This window comes from Cytobacillus oceanisediminis, from assembly GCF_004366035.1.
GTDB lineage: Bacteria > Bacillota > Bacilli > Bacillales > Cytobacillaceae > Cytobacillus > Cytobacillus oceanisediminis_C.
The window spans coordinates 1-17,340 of record NZ_SOEE01000003.1 but is presented as its reverse complement, the minus strand read 5'-3'; the positions used below and the strand labels follow the sequence as shown (position 1 = coordinate 17,340).

Genomic DNA, 17,340 nt, shown 5'->3' with positions numbered 1-17,340 from the left:
CTGATGAGTTTATTTTAATTAAATCATTTATTTTCAGTTTTTTCAATCTTTTCGAAATAAATTTCTAAAAAAAAGCCGATACATTAAGTACCGGCTTTGATTTATTCATTATTTATTTAGCGGTTTTTTCAGGAACCCTATAAGGATCGCAGACAATAGAGCACCTGCTATTATTCCTGCAAGGTAGATTCCCCATGGGCCATCGACGAGAGGGACGACAAAGACTCCTCCGTGCGGCGCCCTTAATCCGATTCCAGCCATCATTGAGATGGCACCTGCCACGGCTGATCCTGCCATAATGGACGGGATGACACGCAATGGATCTGCTGCTGCGAACGGAATTGCTCCTTCTGTGATAAACGAAAATCCCATAATGTAATTTGCTTTTCCTGCATCCTGTTCCTGTTTTGAAAATCTATTTTTGAATAAAGTGGTAGCAAGTGCGATGGCAAGAGGCGGAACCATACCCGCCGCCATAATGGCTGCCATAGGTTCATATACTCCATTTGCAAGCAGTCCTGTACCAAATACATAAGCCGATTTATTAACCGGGCCGCCCATATCAAATGCCATCATCAGTCCAAGGACTACTCCAAGCAAGACAGCATTTCCAGTACCAAGACCTGAAAGCCACTCGGTGATAGCAGTATTTAATGCGCCAACTGGTTTGTTGACAACATAAAGCATCAGCAATCCCGTGATCGCAATTCCAAAAAGCGGATAGAGCAAAATCGTTTTAATTCCTTCAAGTGATGAAGGCAGGCCAGCAAAAACCTTTTTCAAACCAACTACTACATAACCTGCAAGGAATCCGGCTATGATGCCGCCAAGGAATCCAGCGCCTCCAGATGCTGCCATCATGCCGCCGACTGCGCCCGCAGCGAAGCCAGGACGGTCAGCAATACTCATGGCAATGAACGCTGCAAGGATTGGAACAATCAATCCAAATGCATTTCCTCCCCCAATGGTCATCAGAGCTTCTGCGATAGGATGATACGACGGATCATTAGGATCTGCTGCTTTATATCCGAACATGAAGGAAATGGCAATGAGTATTCCGCCGCCAACAACAAATGGAAGCATGTTGGAAACACCATTCATCAAATGCTTATAAACTCCTGCTTTTTGTTCTTTTTTATTATCTGCATTTCCGCGGCTGTCCGCGCTTCTGCCCTTGTATAGCGGCGCATCCTGCTTCAGCGCTTTTTCGATTAGTTCCTGAGGTTTTCGGATGCCATCAGCAACTGCCGTTTCAAGGACATGCTTCCCGCTGAATCTCTCCATTTCAACCTTTGTATCTGCTGCGACTATAACTGCTGCCGCATTCGCGATTTCTTCTGGAGTCAGAATATTTTTAGCACCGCTGGAGCCATTTGTTTCAACTTTAATATCAACACCCATTTCAGCTGCCTTGGCTTTTAGGGAATCAGCCGCCATATAAGTATGGGCAATTCCTGTTGGGCAGGCTGTTACAGCAACAACAAATCGTTTACTGTCTGCAATATTTTGGACTTCCTCTTCTTCTGTCTCGTCATAGCTGTCTATAATTCCAATAACTTCGTCTGCAGACGAAGCATTTTGGAGCTTTTTTCGTGCTTCCTCGTTCATTAGTATCGATGAAAGCCTGGATAGAGCTTCCAGATGTGTATTGTTTGCTCCTTCCGGGGCTGCAATCATAAAGAATAGGTGTGCGGGCTGACCGTCAAGTGATTCATAATCCACCCCTGCTTCTGATTTGCCGAATGCAATAGCAGGCTCCTTGACCGCACCAGTTTTTGCATGCGGAATGGCTATTCCGTCACCTATACCTGTTGTGCTTTGTTCTTCTCTTTTTAAAATGGCATTCTTAAAGGCAGAACTGTCATGAAGCTTTCCCGCTTGATCAAGCTGGTTTACCAATCCATTTATGGCATCCATTTTGCCTGTTCCGCTCAATGAGAGCAAAATCGTATCCCTTGTCAGTAATTCTGTTATTCTCATCCTAAATCTCCCCTTTTAGGCTGATCTTTTCAATCGAAACCTGAGAAAGCAATTCCTCTGCTTTTTCCTTACTGCAAAGACCAAGTGAAAAAGCCGTAGCGCTTCCGGAAGCAACACTGTATTGAAAAGCCTTTTCTATATTTTTGTATTTTTCATAAGCTGCAAGAAAACCGGCTACCATAGAATCGCCAGCACCTACAGAACTTTTCACTTCACCATTTGGAACGCTTGAAATATATGCTGCTTCATCAGAAATCAAGACCGCTCCCTTGCCGGCTAATGAAACAATTACATTCTGTGCGCCCATTTCTACAAGTTTCCGTCCATATGGGATAACTTCTTTTGCGGAAGTAAATTCTGTCTCGAATATTTCACCTAATTCATGGTGATTGGGCTTTATTAAAAACGGTTTGTATGGAAGGACCTTTTTCAGTAGCTCTCCCTCTGCATCCACCACAAAAGCCGTCCCGTTTTCTAAACAAATTCTTACCAGCTCTTCATAAGTTGATTCAGGCAAAGTAGAAGGAATACTGCCAGCCAGGACAAGCAAATCTTCTTCTGAAAGGCTGCGGATCTTATTTTTAAGATCCTCGAAATTCCTTCCTGAAATGGCCGGCCCTTTGGCATTGATTTCTGTTTCCATCTTTGTCTTGATCTTTACATTGATTCTTGTGTCATCAGCAACCTGGACAAAGTCAGTTTGAATATTCTCCTTGTTTAAGCAATCAAGAATATAATCTCCTGTAAATCCGCCTGCAAAGCCAAGAGCCTTGCTTTCAACATCCATTCTGTTCAGCACTCTGGAAACATTTATCCCTTTTCCTCCAGGAAACTTTGTATCATGCTGCATGCGGTTAAGACCGCCGACTATTATCTCATCCAATTCTAAGATGTAGTCCACTGACGGATTTAGCGTCAATGTGTGTATCATGCTGTCACGACCTTTATTGTAGTTTTGCTGATATAAGGCTCTTGCTGATCCTCATTCAGTTCATTTGTAATAATTGCTGCTTTATGCAAATCGGCAATCTTGGCAAACGCGATTTCTGAAAACTTCGTATCATCGGCAAGCACGAATGCCTCCCTTGAAAGCGAAATGGCCATTTGCTTAATCATGGCCTCATCCTGATCCGGTGTGGTGTAGCCGAATTGAGGATGGATGCCATTAACCCCCATAAAGCATTTATCAAATCGATAATTTTCCAGGCTGGCCAATGCTCCCCTTCCAATGATAGCTTTTGTCTGGCTCTTGGCAAAACCGCCAATTAAAAACGTTTTTATATTTCGTTCCAGCAATGTGTTGATATGCATTAATCCGTTGGTTACTACTACAATTTCTTTTGCAGGCAAGAAGGGAATCATTTCAGTAACTGTCGAGCCTGCATCCAAATAGATGGAATCACCTTCTTCAACAAGACTTGCGGCATATTGGGCAATTTGGCGCTTTTGCTGAAGGTTTCTTGCGGATTTTTCAGACATGCTGGGTTCCTGAAGCTTTCCCTGAAGCCTGGCAGCCCCTCCATGTATCCTTTTTAAGTATTTTCCTTCCTCAAGCTGAGTCAGGTCCCTTCTGATTGTAGATTCCGATGTTTCTGTCATATCAACGAGATCCTGAATTTTTACTACACCTTTTTCTTTTAAAAGCTGCAGAATCAATTTGTGGCGCTCTGGCGTTAACAAAACATCACCCCCTGGAATGTGTTGCTCCTCTTGATTACATAATACTGAAACCGATTGCAAAAATCAATCATTTTCATCCAAAAACAATCAAAAGTAATCAAAAATTGAACGTTTTTGATTGTTTTGTGATTATTAACTCTTTAATTATGGAAATAATAGAATATTTTAAATATATTAAAATAATAGTTTGCTCTATTGATTTGATTATGCTAGAATCAAAAATAACAATATATAGTTTCTTGAATAACCACAGCTACTATATATTGTTTCATTTTAAGAATTAACTCGTTCCAAGGTCTCTTTTTTGATCCGCTTTCTTTTTGAAAGCGGAATTTTTTTGTTTTGGAAATAGGATCTTTTTTATTAGCCTGCCAGAACAAAAAAGAGCACCGCTCAATGGCAGTGCCCGTCTGTAGGACAGTTTATTTATTCATAATTTACTAAATCCTCAATTTTTCCATTCTCATTATGCAGGATTGCCATTGTGCCTGCTTCCTCTGCCATACTCTTCGCTTTCTCCACTGCATCTGAACGTGTTTCCGCAGTAAACTCAGGCTCGTTTTGCCCTTCTTTTTTGACTGCCCACCCTTCCTCATCGTGCGGTACTACATGGAATCTTGCTTCATCTGTACCTGCTCTGTCCTTAAAATATTGTTCCTGTTCATCACTGTGAATGTTGTTTTTACGATTTGCCATGTTATACCTCCTTATCATAAGTGAACTTTCATCTAACACTTACCCTCTCAGGAAGAAAAAAAACACACAGTCCCGTTCTCAAAATAGTAGTAACTTACCACTAAATATTGTCTTTTATTATATAAATTTGACACATAGTGTCGGAACAATAGGCATACCCCATAGGAATTAATACTCTATTCAAAAAATGCCATTTTCTACTAAACTAGGAATCGTTAGGGAATCGAAAAAACACTAGATTTCAGGAGGGTACTATGTCAAAAAACAGTCGAAGATCGTCCAAGATATTAGCCGCGGCTCTAGCAGCTTCTTTAGCATTTGGCTCAGTCGGGTATGCTGCCCCGCTAAGTAATGAAAACGGAAAATCATCCCACTCGCAAGATCAGAAGATTATTGCCAGAGTAAATGCTGAACGGGCTATCGAGCACGTGAGATATCTATCTGAAGAAATTGGGACAAGACCTGGCGGATTAGAAAATGAAAAAAAATCGGCAGAGTATATTGCAAATACACTCAAAAGTTATGGCTATGATGTTGAATTTCAATACTTTCCGGTAGCAGATCAATTCATTGGCAGTGCATCATTCGAAGATGAGACGGTTTGGGAAATGGGCGCAGCACCAAACGGGGCAATCAGCGATACGCCAGTTCATGCAGAAGTCATCTTTGTGGAAAATGAGGACTTCCAGGGAGCCGAAGGCAAAATTGTACTTCTGGCTCGCGCAGATTCTACAGCCGGATACCGTGAGCAGGTAGCCAAAGCAGTTGAGGCAGGGGCAGCTGGTGTGATACTCCAAAGCCTCGTTGGAAGCCGCGGCAATTACGGACAAACTTTTAATCCTAACCTTACTGCAGAATATGATATCCCGGTTTTCGGGGCTTCCTATATTCATGGTGAATGGCTCAAAGAACAAATGGAGAAAGGTGCAGTGGAGCTTTCCCTGACAGCAAAACATTATAAAGATCTTAAATCGGTAAATGTAATTGCAACCAAGGAAGCTAAATCAAAAGATGAAGATACAAAAGAGGTTATACTAGGTGCTCATCATGATAGTGTAGTGGGTGCTCCAGGCGCGAATGATAATGCTTCCGGGGTAGGGTTAATGCTTGAGCTTGCAAGAGTTTATAAAGGATACAATACAGACAAGACCCTAAAATTCATTGCATTTGGATCTGAGGAACGCGGACTTTTAGGAGCAAGATATTATGTAGATCAGTTAACAGAGACACAAAAAGATCAGATAGAGGCTGTTTTTGTTCCTGATATGGTTGCAACAAATTATGCCAAGGCGACAAACCTATATGCCATGACACCAGACGGCAGCCAAAACATTGTAACTTCTTCAACAGGTGAAGCTGGGGCACGCCTGGGCAATTCGGATATTCTCCCAGGCAAATTCGGATCGAGTGACCATGTTCCATTCCATAATGCCGGCATTCCTGCTGCCCTTTTTATCTGGATGGGCATAGACAGCTGGGATCCGCTTGTTTACCATATTGAGAAAGTTTACCATACTCCACAGGATACGATTGAAGATAATATCTCTGCAGAGAGAATGCAATCAGCACTTGATATTATCGGTTCCGGACTTTTTGATGTGGTTCGAAAAAAAACACAAGGCAATAACTAATACCTCTAACCAGCCGCTGGCTAATAGCCAGCGGCTGGTTTATTACAAAAAAAGAAACTCTTTACCTCACCTCCGTTTCTTTCTTCGCTAGCTTCCTGCATTCACCTATAATCCATTTTCACACTTTAACACGAATATATGTAAACCAAAATAAAAAATAAGTTGACATTTAATATTTACTGCTATTATTCTAAATTGTATAAATAGTAATTTATCAGGAGGCATTTTATGAAGTCAGGTTTAAGAACGATTGATTTAACATTGGCTGGCATGTTTGTTGCCCTAATGGCGGTTGGAGCAAATATCACTTCATTTGTCCCATTTATGGTTATTGGGGGAGTGCCTATTACTTTACAGACCTTTTTTGCCATTCTGGCAGGGGCTATTTTAGGAAGCCGATTAGGGGCTATTACTATGGCTGTCTATGCTTTTGCCGGGCTTGCAGGTGCTCCTGTATTTTCAAAATTCGGCGGCGGTTTTGCTTCCTTATTAAGCCCCACCTTCGGTTTTATCTTATCTTTTATATTCGCAGCCTATGTCACCGGCAAATTAATAGAAAGGAAAAAATCTGTACCGGTGTATATTACTGCAGCTTTAATCGGAATGGTGATCAATTATGTTTTCGGGACGAATTGGATGTATATGGCCTATAAACTTTGGTTTACAGCACCTGAGGGATTTACCTATCAAATGGCATGGCTGTGGATGGCAGTCCCCCTTCCAAAAGACATTATTCTCTCTGTTTTTGCCGGGTTAATGGCCCATCGTCTGGAGCATAGAGTATTTGCCAGCAGTCAGTTCAGAAAAATGAACCGAGCAGCATAAACCATTTTACTAAGGAGGATACATATGAATTTTCAACAGCTAACAATTGACGTTCTGGAAGGACATGAACTGACAGACTCGGAGGCAATGGAAATTTTAAATTGTCCAGATGAAGAACTGCTGAGTTTATTGCAAAGCGCCTATAAAATCCGTCATCATCATTATGGCAATCATGTTAAATTAAATATGATTATTAATACGAAATCAGGCATATGTCCTGAAAACTGCGGCTATTGCTCACAATCGAGCATCTCAACGGCACCTATTGAAAAATACCGGATGGTGGATAAGGAATCTATCATCCAAGGTGCTAAACAGGCCCATCAGCTAAATGTCGGAACCTATTGCATCGTTGCAAGCGGAAGAGGTCCGAGCAACAGGGAGCTAAATGAAGTAGTTTCAGCGGTTAAAGAAATTAAGGATAACTATAACATGAAGGTCTGTGCCTGTCTCGGGCTTCTAAAGCCTGATCAGGCTGACAAACTCAAGGAGGCTGGGGTCGACCGCTATAATCACAATATCAACACTTCAGAAAATCATCATGAGAGCATCACTACATCCCATACGTATCGGGACAGAGTCAATACAGTCCAATTAATAAAGGACGCAGGTATTTCACCGTGTTCCGGAGTAATTATTGGCATGAAGGAAACCAAGGAAGACGTCATAGCGATGGCCAGAAGCCTAAAAGCCCTGGATGCCGACTCAATCCCGGTTAACTTTTTGCATGCAATTGATGGGACGCCATTAGAAGGGACAGATGATTTGAATCCCCGCTATTGTCTAAAGGTGCTTTGCCTGATGCGTTTTATCAATCCATCAAAGGAAATCAGAATATCAGGAGGCAGAGAAGTGAATCTTAGGAGCCTTCAGCCGCTTGGGCTTTATCCGGCTAATTCTATTTTCGTAGGAGATTACTTAACCACAGCAGGGCAGGAAAGCACAGCGGATCACCAAATGCTGAAGGATCTTGGTTTTGAGATTGATTTTGTATCTGGGGAACCAGTATTCTCCTGATCAAAAAAAGATTCTGCGCCAAAGCAGAATCTTTTTTATTTTATATATCCGGATAACGTTTATAATTCATCAAACCCATTATCAATTTGAACTTTTGTATATTGCCGCGATTTTTGTTCAAAGAAATCGGACTTCCCATGGTCAACCTGCTCATAAGCTACTATCCAGCGGAGCGGATTGGTCCGATAGCCTTCAAACGGCCGTTCATATCCCAGCTGATTGCAGCGGACATTGGCATAAAATTTGATATAAGCTTCAACGTCAGACAGCAAGATGCCTTCTGTTTTGCTGCCGATCACATCGCGGGCCCATTCAATTTCCAGGTCAGCAGCTCTCTTAAAAGTCTCCTGGACGAATTCACTTAATTCATTAGTATTAAGTTCCGGATTTTCCTGCAGAATTTCTTTGAAAATTTTAACAAACAAATCTACATGGATTTGCTCATCCCGGTTGATGTAATTAATCATCGTTGAGGTGGCTACCATTTTCTGATTTCTGGCCAGGTGATAAAAGAATGCAAAGCCTGAATAAAAGAAAAGCCCCTCCAGAACGACATCAAACACAATAGATTTCAGCAGGTTCTCTGCGCTTGGATTCTCAGCAAAATCTTTATATCCGTTCACAACAAATTCATTTCTTTCAGCTAGTATAGGTTCAGTACGCCAGAATTCAAAAACCTCATCCTGTTTTTGTTTGGGAACAAGGCTTGATAGAACATATGAATATGAGTGATTATGAATCACCTCTTGCTGTGCAAGTATGATCATGAGTGCTGATATGCTTGAGTCGGTAATATTATCAGCCACTTTTCCGGCATAATCCGTCTGGATACTGTCGAGCAATGCAAGCAGTCCAATAATTTTCAAAAATGCATCTTGTTCACTTTTCGTTAATTCCGGAAATTGCTTAATGTCCTGTGACATGTTTATTTCAAAGGGCGTCCAAAAGTTAGCGAGCATTTTTTTATACTTTGGATAGGCCCAGGAGAAGCGAACATCATCCCAATTAAGAATATTGGAGCATTCCCCGTTGATGATTGAAGTTGATTTGTTAGGCGCCGATTGATTAATAATTGGCCGTTTTTTTAGAGTATTCATAAGGTCCTCCTTTAGCTTGAGCAAGATTCACAGTCTTCCACCTCAGATGAAGTTGAACGGATATAATACGTTGTTTTTAATTTTTGCTTCCATGCTGAAAGATGCAGATTCAAAAGATCGATTGCTTTAATATGGTTAGGTATATAGAAATTAAAAGAAATAGCTTGATCTATATGTTTTTGTCTGTTTGCATTCTGCCTGATGCTCCACTCCTGGTTAATATGATAGGCAGATTTATAATACCAAATGGTCTCACTGTTAATATCAGGTGCTGTCACAGGGATCCGGTAATCCTTTTTCTCTTCGGAATACTGCTTGTTGAATATAGGATCAATACTTGGAGTGCTTCCTGCAATTAAAGCAGTTGATGCATTAGGGGCAACCGCCAGCAAATAAGCATTTCGAACACCGTTTTCCCTTACCTCCTTGCTTAATGCAGCCCAGTCCATGTCTGACTCTGCCTCCAGATATCCCCGCTTGTCAAAGTAGGCACCCGTTTCCCAATCAGAACCTTTAAAGGCTGAATAGCTTCCTTTTTCTTTTGCCAGGCTCATAGAACTTTTTATCGCTAAAAAAGCAATTTGCTCATATAGAATGTCAGCGAATGTTTCTGCTTCTTCGCTTTCCCATGTGATTTTTTTCAGTGCAAGAAGGTGGTGCCATCCAAATGTCCCCAGTCCAATCGCACGGTACTTTTGGTTTGTGATCTGACCTTGCGGCACTGGAATACTATTAATATCAATGACATTATCAAGCATTCGCACCTGAATTGGCACAAGCCTTTCAAGTACTCCCTCACTTATGGCCCTTGCAAGATTGATGGATGAAAGATTGCAGACAACGAAGTCTCCTGGCTGTTTTTCGATAATAATTCTCCCATCCCTTGTATATTCTTCAACCCTCTTTGTAACACTTTGGTTTTGTACGATTTCAGTGCACAGGTTTGTACAATAAATCATTCCGCAATGTGAATTGGCATTTTTCCGATTTACTTCATCCCGGTAAAACATAAATGGTGTCCCTGTTTCAAGCTGGCTTCTCATGATGGATTTCATTATATCGATAGCAGGCACTTTTTCCCTTGATAGATTCGGGTTATCTATGCACTCTTTATATTTCTGGCGGAATGAACCTTCGCCTTCACCTTCGTCATAAAAGTCTTCCAATGAAAAGCCCATTACCTTTCGGACTTCATGGGGATCAAATAAATACCAATATCCCCGGCTTTCAACTTTTTCCATAAACAAATCCGGAATGCAGACACCTGTGAATAAATCATGTGTTCGCTGCCTTTCATCTCCATTGTTAAGCTTTGCATCAAGAAACGAGAAGATATCTTTATGCCAGACATCCAGATAGACGCTTATAGCTCCCTGCCTTTGTCCAAGCTGATCAACACTGACAGCTGTGTTATTCAGCTGCTTCATCCAGGGAATCACACCTGAAGATGCACCCTTAAATCCTTTAATATCACTGCCTCTGCTGCGGATTTTCCCCATATATACTCCGATTCCGCCTCCATTTTTAGATAGTGATGCAATATCGGTATTGCTGTCATATATAGAATCAAGACTGTCATCAACGGTCTCAATGAAACAGCTTGAAAGCTGTCCCCAGTTTTTCCCTGCATTGGCGAGTGTTGGAGTGGCAACAGTCATATACAAACCACTCATTGCCCAGTAAGCTTCTTTAATAAGTTCAAGCCGCTTACCCTTCGGCTCCATTTTCATCAGCACCATGCTGATGATCATGAACCGCTCCTGTGGAAGCTCATAAAGATTTTTCTGTTTGTCCCTGGCAAGATATCGGTCAGCCAGCATTTTCAACCCCAAATATGTAAATAAGCGGTCATTTTCTTTCTTTATGAAGTGGGCAAGTTCATTTATCTCCTGCTTTGAATACACATCTAATAAATCCTGTTCATAAATTCCCAAAGCCGTCAGCCGTTCAATTAACGTATAAAAATGTTTGTAGCAATCATCCGGCAGGCATTCTCTATTTTTTCCTGACTCAGTATAAAGCTTCTTAAGAAGCAGACGTGACGCGGCAAAAGTCCAATCAGGCTCATCAATGCTGATAAAAGATAAACAATCCAGTATAAGCTGGTCGTACATTGCCTCCGCTCTGAGCTGGCTCATATCTTCATACCTTTTTAATAGCTGCCCAATGCCGAGCTGTGGAAATTCTGTCTTAAGTTCTTCTAAAATTTCTATCGGTTGTATGGTTTGGACCATCTTACTTCCTCCTAAAGGCAAAATAAAAATCCGCCCGGAAAATGAGCGGATCAAACGATAGTATAATAGCATGCAGAAGATGAATAAACGGCCATTACGCGATCGTTTCATCATCTCAATCCCCGAAGATAAGAAACATTCGATCGCCCTGGCAGGTCTCCTGGCTTGTGCTTCACTCTACTAAAAGCCCTTCCCATACAAACGCCATGAAGCGTTTTGTACAGTGGCATGCTCTTTTCGTCTGCACTTACAGTTGCGGGGACAGCTTCGGTTTTACACCGAATTCCCTATTAAGTCCTCATAGGACACCAATCACGATCTATATGTAGTTTTTATTCTTTTTATTATATACTATATATTGTAGATGATTCTATCATATAGATAAATAGATTACAAATTTTAAATCGTTAATGCACGAAAAAGAACAGGGGGGATTCCCTCTGCTCTTTACTTCTCATTCATGATTTTCCATTTCAATATCATGAGATACCGGCTCTTGGGTAGCCCAAAAAGTATCATATACAGCATAGCCTGCCATTACAAGAACGAGGTAAGCAATCGCTGCACCTGCCCATTTTTTCATTTTAGATGCTCCTTTCAATTAAACGTTTTTTCATTTATCGCAGTCTAACTGGCAGTAAGCCCCCACTTCAGGGAGGATGACTGGAGGGCAGCTGCCCTAAAGGACCGTTTGTTCAACTAATAATCAGAAGGGAACAAGCATCCCCGCTAATTGAAGTTTCACTTTATTTTTACTCTTTGTAAACGAAGTGCATTTAAAACAACAGATACGGAGCTGAACGCCATTGCAGCGCCGGCAAGCCAAGGTGCGAGGAACCCTAACGCAGCTACCGGGATGCCAAGTGTATTGTATCCAAATGCCCAGAATAGATTTTGTTTTATATTCCTTATGGTTTTTTTACTCATCAGGATGGCGTCTGCAATACTATTTAAATCCCCCCTCATTAGAGTAATATCAGCTGTTTCCATCGCAACGTCTGTACCGGTTCCTATCGCCATTCCAATATCAGCTACAGCAAGTGCAGGTGCATCGTTAATACCATCGCCGACCATGGCGACTTTTTTCCCCTGGTTTTGAAGTTTTTTTACTTCTTCTGCCTTGCCTTCAGGTAAAACCTCTGCAATTGCAGAGTCTATGCCCACTTCCTCAGCTATTGCCTGAGCCGTACGTTTGTTATCTCCCGTAATCATAATGACTTCAATCCCCAGTTTCCTTAAGCGATTGATTGCATCTCTGGAAGTTTCCTTTATTGTATCCGCAACGGCCACGATACCTGCATATTTGCCATCAACCGCGACAAGCATTGCCGTTTTTCCGTTTTCCTCAAGTGTTTCCATTTCCAGTTTGGCTGATTGGACATTAACGTCGTATTTGTCCATTAATCTTCTTGTACCTATTAAAAGCTCTTTGCCATCCACTTTCGCTTTTATTCCATACCCGGGAATAGCTTCAAATTCAACTGGATTAAATAGTGTGATCCCTTTATCCTTTATTCCCTTTACGATCGCTTCAGCCAATGGATGCTCAGACTGTTTCTCCGCTGACCCTACAAGCTGGAGAAATATCCTTTCTTCAACGCTGCCTTCCGTAATCACATCTGTTAAAACCGGTTTGCCATGTGTAACTGTTCCAGTTTTATCAAGAACGACTGTAGTGATTTCGTGCGTGAGCTCCAAGTGCTCTCCGCCTTTAAAAAGAACCCCATATTCCGCTGCCCGGCCAGAGCCGGCCATTATAGAGGTTGGCGTCGCCAGACCTAGAGCACATGGACATGCAATCACCAGGACAGCAATCAATTTTTCGAGTGCATCTGCAAAATTTCCAGGACTTACCCATATATACCACACCAGGAATGTAACCACTGCTATGGCCACAACAATTGGAACGAATATCCCAGAGATTCTGTCTGCCATTCGCTGTATGGGTGCTTTTGAACCTTGCGCTTCTTCAACCACTTTTATAATCTGTGACAATGCAGTATCTTTGCCGACTTTAGTGGCTTTAATTTTCAGGAACCCATTTTTATTAATGGTGGACCCAATAACTGTGTCTCCTGCTGTTTTATCAACAGGTACGCTTTCCCCTGTCAGCATGGATTCATCTAAAGCAGACTGTCCTTCGATAATTTCACCATCAACTGGAATTTTTTCACCCGGCTTTACAAATATGATTTCCCCAGTAATGACTTCTTCAAGGGGAATTTCAATTTCTTCCCCTTCCCTTAAGACAGTTGCTGTTTTTGCCTGCAGTCCCATAAGCTTTTTAATTGCTTCTGAAGAACGTCCCTTAGCCCGAGCTTCAAACAGCTTGCCTAAGATTATTAATGTTATAAGGATGGCACTTGTTTCGTAATAGAGTTCCACCATATGGGCACTGCTGCCTATTGATAAAATTGATTGGTATAAGCTATAGAAAAAAGCAGCAGAAGTACCGAGTGCAACCAGCACATCCATATTGGCGCTCTTATTTTTTAATGCCTTATATGCCCCGACATAAAATTGCTTTCCTATAAAAAATTGTACCGGAGCTGCAAGAGCCAGCTGCACCCACGGATTCATAAACATATCGGGAACATAAATAAATGATGTAAACTCGAAATGTCCAACCATGGACCAGAATAAAGGGATGGAAAGAATTAAAGAAAAAATAAACTTGCCTTTTTGTTTTTCAATTTCCTTTTCCCGATAACCTGCGATATCCTGATCTTTATCCATTTTCACTTTCGCCTGATACCCTAAATTCTCCACTTTCATTATCATGTCCTGGATGGAGATTTGTTCAGGATTATATTCCACAGTGCCAGTTTCAAGAGCCAGATTGACTACAGCCTGTTTGACGCCTGGAAGCTTATTAAGTCCCTTTTCAATCCTTCCAGAGCAAGCAGCGCAAGTCATGCCCAGCAATTCGAACTCTGCTTTCTCAGACACAACCGAATAACCTAAATCCTCAATTTTTTTCTCAAAAGCTTCTACAGAAGTTACTTCAGGATTATATTTAATTGATGCTTTTTCTAAAGCAAGATTGACACTTGCTTCCTGGACGCCGTCCAGCTTAGATAAGCCTTTCTCAATTCGAGACGAACAGGCAGCACATGTCATGCCTGATATTGGAAGGTGAACCTCTTTTAGGGCTGCATCTACCATAACTCCCACTCCTTTATTAAACGATGTTCTTTACACTTAATATACTATACCCCTCTACCCTATTTGTCAATCAAATAAATCCAGACAAATTAATCATTTTTACAGTTTCCTATATATTAAAAAAAGAGAACGTGCATTTTATTTACACGTTCTTTCCCGATCTATTACTCTACATCATAGCCTTGATCGTCAATTGTTTCTTTGATTTGCCCAAGTGTCACTGCTGATGAGTCAAATTGAACCTGCACCTGGCCTTTATCAAGGTCAACCGCTACTTTATCTACACCATTTAGTTTGCCGACACTGCCTTCTACCGCTTTTACACAATGTCCGCATGACATTCCGCTAACTTTTAAAGTTACACTTTCCATAATAATTAAACCCCCAATTATTTTTTCATTAGTTTTTGAATAGTGACTAAAAATTCATCAAGCACTTCTTCATCGCCTTCGTGGATTCTTTCAACCACACAGCTTTTCAAATGGCCTTCAAGCAAAAGCTTCGCTACGCTATTCAAAGCAGACTGAGTTGCAGAAATTTGTGTTATTATATCGTCACAATACACGTCTCTGTCAATAAGTCCTTTTATTCCGCGTATTTGACCTTCAATCCGATTTAAACGGGTTGTCAAATTCTTTTTAACTTTTTCTGAGTGATGACTTTTTCGCTCCGATTCAATCGAACAGCAGCTTTCAGACAATAAATCCTCATTTTCCAATTCAAAAGACACTTGATCAGCCTCCTTAATATTTATTATATTATACCCCGGTATCCTATGTAAAGACTTAAACTCATAATGAAATAAATTACGGATTTTTATGTACAATTTCCCTTTCATGATATTTAAAATCTCTGTTTATACTAACGGAAACACTTTATTAAAGGAGGCAGCTAATGTGAAAAGAAAGCATGAAAATCTAGAAGACACGGGCAAAGATCTATATGGGATTGATAAAGATATCAGCCTGCAGTCAGTAAACTTTGCTTCTGCTGAGAATCAGTATTTAAATGAACGTACACAAACTGAATCCAATCAGGAAATATAGAGTAAAAGCCGCCAATATGGCGGCTTAAGACCATATTTACAATTCTGACAGTTCTCCAATTTCCACCTCGGATCTTTCTTCAAGTGGACCGCGCAAATGTACCGTAGCTGTTCTTCCATCCTCATTCAGCTTGTCAATCCACACAGAAGCACCATTGTATTTTACTTCGATATCTGCTGATGATGAAAGAATTTGCTTCACACGTTTTGCATCCATAAGTCACTCTCCTCTGCATTTTTCATTTTTTATTTTTTGCATGGTTGAGAAATTTATGCTTTACTTTGTCAAAAAGTAAAGTGAGTGAGCCTTCGATTTTTGCTCAAGGTTTATATGGACTATGTCATCTGTTTACAAACCCGCGTTCACTTGCTCTGGATTGAAAGTTGTCCTATCCTTCCAATACACTGAATACACTTTGTTTAAATAGGTTTTGGAGTTAGGGGCTGTACACTTATGAGCATATTTCTAAGCTACCTTTTCTTGGGTCTGTCGCTTGCAGCGCCAATCGGTCCAATCAATGCTGCACAGTTGGATAAAGGAATAAAAAATGGGTTTTTCCATGCCTGGCTGGTGGGACTGGGGGCCATGACAGCAGATGCCATATATATGGCGGCTGTTTATTTGGGGGTTGTACACTTTCTTGAGATTCCATTCATGAAAGCTTTCTTATGGTGCTTTGGATTTTTCGTCCTTGTATACACAGGAGTTGAAACACTTATAAGTGCCGGAAAAGTCGTTTCAAGCTATAGAACCAAAGATGAATCTAAAGTTAAATCCTTTATGTCTGGTTTTCTTATGTCTTTGTCAAATCCTTTAACTATACTGTTTTGGCTTGGCATCTATGGTTCCATTCTGGCCAAAACAATAGCCGAATATGACAAGGCTCATGTTATTTTATACAGCGGTGCCATTTTCACTGGGCTTCTTCTCTGGGACATAACGATGGCAGCTGTTGCCAGCAGCTTTAGAAGATTTTTAACCGGAAAAATTCTCGCTTTAATTTCCATATTATCTGGCTTATCGCTGATTGGCTTTGGGATTTATTTTGGGATGCAGGCTTATAAACTTTTGTTTTAATCCATATTCCATCCATTAAGACAAGGTGAAAAAAACAGATAATTATGTGATGCAAATTTATTTGAGCTGCTGGATAAAATAAATTATAAATTTTTTGAAGCTGATTTGCAGTTAATTTGGTTATCTGTCAAGTTCGGGAATTTATCTAGTATGTCTAGCAATTTTTCTTTGAAGAAAACAAATTAATACTTAAAACAGGAGATGAAATATGGAATGACGCATATAATTCATTTCTGGCACATATACGAGTAAAAGTGACGCATAAATTTGTATTTTCCATTAAAAAGAAGAGTCCAAATAAGATATTGGCATCCAAACACACAAAAAAGAGCACCCATCAGGTGCTTTTTCATATGCCCGGCAGCGTCCTACTCTCACAGGGGGACAGCCCCCAACTACCATCGGCGCTGAGAAGCTTAACTTCCGTGTTCGGTATGGGAACGGGTGTGACCTTCTCGCTATCGCCACCGGACTATGTAATTGAAGAAACTTCGTTCCCTCAAAACTAGATAATGCATGAAGAAGCATTTGCCGAGTATTCACCAATGACTTGTCTAGCTTCGGCTCCTAGAACAGTCGCCTCCGCTTTTCGTTTTGGTTAAGTCCTCGATCGATTAGTATCAGTCAGCTCCACATGTCGCCACGCTTCCACCTCTGACCTATCAACCTGATCATCTTTCAGGGATCTTACTAGCTTGACGCTATGGGAAATCTCATCTCGAGGGGGGCTTCATGCTTAGATGCTTTCAGCACTTATCCCTTCCGCACATAGCTACCCAGCGATGCCTTTGGCAAGACAACTGGTACACCAGCGGTGCGTCCATCCCGGTCCTCTCGTACTAAGGACAGCTCCTCTCAAATTTCCTGCGCCCACGACGGATAGGGACCGAAC

At 41.1% G+C, this 17,340-nt stretch carries 16 protein-coding genes, 2 rRNA genes and 1 riboswitch; of the genes, 5 read left to right on the top strand and 13 right to left on the bottom strand.

What is annotated here, in order from left to right:
- Positions 1–108 precede the first annotated feature (108 nt).
- From DFO72_RS08370 to DFO72_RS08355, 4 genes are all read right to left on the bottom strand, one after another.
- Positions 109–1,980 (bottom strand): PTS fructose transporter subunit IIABC, encoded by a 1,872-nt coding sequence (locus tag DFO72_RS08370; RefSeq protein ID WP_113881254.1) that lies wholly within the window; start codon positions 1,978–1,980, stop codon positions 109–111.
- A 1-nt stretch (position 1,981) separates the two neighbouring features.
- Complete coding sequence (gene pfkB / locus DFO72_RS08365; RefSeq protein ID WP_113881253.1) at positions 1,982–2,911, bottom strand: 1-phosphofructokinase; 930 nt, start codon at positions 2,909–2,911, stop codon at positions 1,982–1,984.
- On the bottom strand, positions 2,908–3,660 hold the full coding sequence (locus DFO72_RS08360; RefSeq protein WP_113881252.1) for a DeoR/GlpR family DNA-binding transcription regulator: 753 nt from the start codon (positions 3,658–3,660) through the stop codon (positions 2,908–2,910). The genes pfkB and DFO72_RS08360 overlap by 4 nt, the downstream gene beginning before the upstream one ends.
- Before the next feature lie 426 nt (positions 3,661–4,086).
- Positions 4,087–4,356, bottom strand: coding sequence for a DUF2188 domain-containing protein (locus DFO72_RS08355; RefSeq protein WP_113881251.1), 270 nt, complete (start codon positions 4,354–4,356; stop codon positions 4,087–4,089).
- Between the two features lie 254 nt (positions 4,357–4,610).
- Between DFO72_RS08355 and DFO72_RS08350 the strand changes: the two genes are divergently transcribed.
- The 3 genes from DFO72_RS08350 (at position 4,611) to bioB (ending at position 7,829) form a co-directional block, all read left to right on the top strand.
- Complete coding sequence (locus DFO72_RS08350; protein ID WP_113881250.1) at positions 4,611–5,987, top strand: M28 family metallopeptidase; 1,377 nt, start codon at positions 4,611–4,613, stop codon at positions 5,985–5,987.
- A 228-nt stretch (positions 5,988–6,215) separates the two neighbouring features.
- Complete coding sequence (locus DFO72_RS08345; RefSeq protein ID WP_113881249.1) at positions 6,216–6,812, top strand: biotin transporter BioY; 597 nt, start codon at positions 6,216–6,218, stop codon at positions 6,810–6,812.
- A gap of 24 nt (positions 6,813–6,836) precedes the next feature.
- On the top strand, positions 6,837–7,829 hold the full coding sequence (bioB, locus tag DFO72_RS08340; protein WP_113881248.1) for a biotin synthase BioB: 993 nt from the start codon (positions 6,837–6,839) through the stop codon (positions 7,827–7,829).
- Positions 7,830–7,888: 59 nt separating this feature from the next.
- On the opposite strand, the gene DFO72_RS08335 is transcribed toward bioB, so the two are convergent.
- The 6 genes from DFO72_RS08335 to DFO72_RS08315 all read right to left on the bottom strand — a co-directional run bounded on the left by DFO72_RS08335 (position 7,889) and on the right by DFO72_RS08315 (position 15,055).
- A complete protein-coding gene (locus DFO72_RS08335; RefSeq protein ID WP_113881247.1) occupies positions 7,889–8,926 on the bottom strand; it encodes a ribonucleotide-diphosphate reductase subunit beta in 1,038 nt (345 codons plus the stop codon).
- A gap of 11 nt (positions 8,927–8,937) precedes the next feature.
- The gene (locus DFO72_RS08330) at positions 8,938–11,160 is read right to left on the bottom strand and encodes a ribonucleoside-diphosphate reductase subunit alpha (protein WP_113881246.1); all 2,223 of its coding nucleotides are present in this window, start codon (positions 11,158–11,160) and stop codon (positions 8,938–8,940) included.
- A 134-nt stretch (positions 11,161–11,294) separates the two neighbouring features.
- Positions 11,295–11,488, bottom strand: a riboswitch (cobalamin riboswitch).
- Positions 11,489–11,614: 126 nt separating this feature from the next.
- Positions 11,615–11,743 (bottom strand): hypothetical protein, encoded by a 129-nt coding sequence (locus tag DFO72_RS30385; RefSeq protein WP_258549805.1) that lies wholly within the window; start codon positions 11,741–11,743, stop codon positions 11,615–11,617.
- A gap of 158 nt (positions 11,744–11,901) precedes the next feature.
- The gene (locus DFO72_RS08325; RefSeq protein WP_113881245.1) at positions 11,902–14,325 is read right to left on the bottom strand and encodes a heavy metal translocating P-type ATPase; all 2,424 of its coding nucleotides are present in this window, start codon (positions 14,323–14,325) and stop codon (positions 11,902–11,904) included.
- A gap of 164 nt (positions 14,326–14,489) precedes the next feature.
- Entirely contained in the window at positions 14,490–14,696 is a 207-nt protein-coding gene (gene copZ, locus DFO72_RS08320) for a copper chaperone CopZ (RefSeq protein ID WP_113881244.1), read from the bottom strand.
- A 17-nt stretch (positions 14,697–14,713) separates the two neighbouring features.
- Complete coding sequence (locus DFO72_RS08315) at positions 14,714–15,055, bottom strand: metal-sensitive transcriptional regulator (protein ID WP_113881243.1); 342 nt, start codon at positions 15,053–15,055, stop codon at positions 14,714–14,716.
- A 166-nt stretch (positions 15,056–15,221) separates the two neighbouring features.
- Between DFO72_RS08315 and DFO72_RS29375 the strand changes: the two genes are divergently transcribed.
- On the top strand, positions 15,222–15,371 hold the full coding sequence (locus DFO72_RS29375; protein ID WP_166672443.1) for a hypothetical protein: 150 nt from the start codon (positions 15,222–15,224) through the stop codon (positions 15,369–15,371).
- Positions 15,372–15,407: 36 nt separating this feature from the next.
- On the opposite strand, the gene DFO72_RS08310 is transcribed toward DFO72_RS29375, so the two are convergent.
- Entirely contained in the window at positions 15,408–15,587 is a 180-nt protein-coding gene (locus DFO72_RS08310; RefSeq protein WP_113881242.1) for an H-type small acid-soluble spore protein, read from the bottom strand.
- A gap of 237 nt (positions 15,588–15,824) precedes the next feature.
- Between DFO72_RS08310 and DFO72_RS08305 the strand changes: the two genes are divergently transcribed.
- Complete coding sequence (locus tag DFO72_RS08305; protein WP_113881241.1) at positions 15,825–16,448, top strand: LysE family transporter; 624 nt, start codon at positions 15,825–15,827, stop codon at positions 16,446–16,448.
- A 355-nt stretch (positions 16,449–16,803) separates the two neighbouring features.
- Here the strand turns inward: DFO72_RS08305 and rrf are convergent.
- Both rrf and DFO72_RS08295 read right to left on the bottom strand, forming a co-directional pair.
- Positions 16,804–16,920: ribosomal RNA gene (gene rrf / locus DFO72_RS08300) — 5S ribosomal RNA — on the bottom strand.
- Positions 16,921–17,042: 122 nt separating this feature from the next.
- Positions 17,043–17,340: ribosomal RNA gene (locus DFO72_RS08295) — 23S ribosomal RNA — on the bottom strand; the annotation flags it as partial.

What these genes read in the sequence shown, in the direction of transcription:
- bioB (WP_113881248.1), top strand. Translation starts at nt 6,837, where the DNA reads ATGAATTTTCAACAGCTAACAATTGACGTTCTGGAAGGACATGAACTG.
- DFO72_RS08350 (WP_113881250.1), top strand. Translation starts at nt 4,611, where the DNA reads ATGTCAAAAAACAGTCGAAGATCGTCCAAGATATTAGCCGCGGCTCTA.
- DFO72_RS08330 (WP_113881246.1), bottom strand. Translation starts at nt 11,160, where the DNA reads ATGGTCCAAACCATACAACCGATAGAAATTTTAGAAGAACTTAAGACA.
- pfkB (WP_113881253.1), bottom strand. Translation starts at nt 2,911, where the DNA reads ATGATACACACATTGACGCTAAATCCGTCAGTGGACTACATCTTAGAA.
- DFO72_RS30385 (WP_258549805.1), bottom strand. Translation starts at nt 11,743, where the DNA reads ATGAAAAAATGGGCAGGTGCAGCGATTGCTTACCTCGTTCTTGTAATG.
- DFO72_RS08355 (WP_113881251.1), bottom strand. Translation starts at nt 4,356, where the DNA reads ATGGCAAATCGTAAAAACAACATTCACAGTGATGAACAGGAACAATAT.
- copZ (WP_113881244.1), bottom strand. Translation starts at nt 14,696, where the DNA reads ATGGAAAGTGTAACTTTAAAAGTTAGCGGAATGTCATGCGGACATTGT.
- DFO72_RS08310 (WP_113881242.1), bottom strand. Translation starts at nt 15,587, where the DNA reads ATGGATGCAAAACGTGTGAAGCAAATTCTTTCATCATCAGCAGATATC.
- DFO72_RS08305 (WP_113881241.1), top strand. Translation starts at nt 15,825, where the DNA reads ATGAGCATATTTCTAAGCTACCTTTTCTTGGGTCTGTCGCTTGCAGCG.
- DFO72_RS08335 (WP_113881247.1), bottom strand. Translation starts at nt 8,926, where the DNA reads ATGAATACTCTAAAAAAACGGCCAATTATTAATCAATCGGCGCCTAAC.
- DFO72_RS08325 (WP_113881245.1), bottom strand. Translation starts at nt 14,325, where the DNA reads ATGGTAGATGCAGCCCTAAAAGAGGTTCACCTTCCAATATCAGGCATG.
- DFO72_RS08370 (WP_113881254.1), bottom strand. Translation starts at nt 1,980, where the DNA reads ATGAGAATAACAGAATTACTGACAAGGGATACGATTTTGCTCTCATTG.
- DFO72_RS08345 (WP_113881249.1), top strand. Translation starts at nt 6,216, where the DNA reads ATGAAGTCAGGTTTAAGAACGATTGATTTAACATTGGCTGGCATGTTT.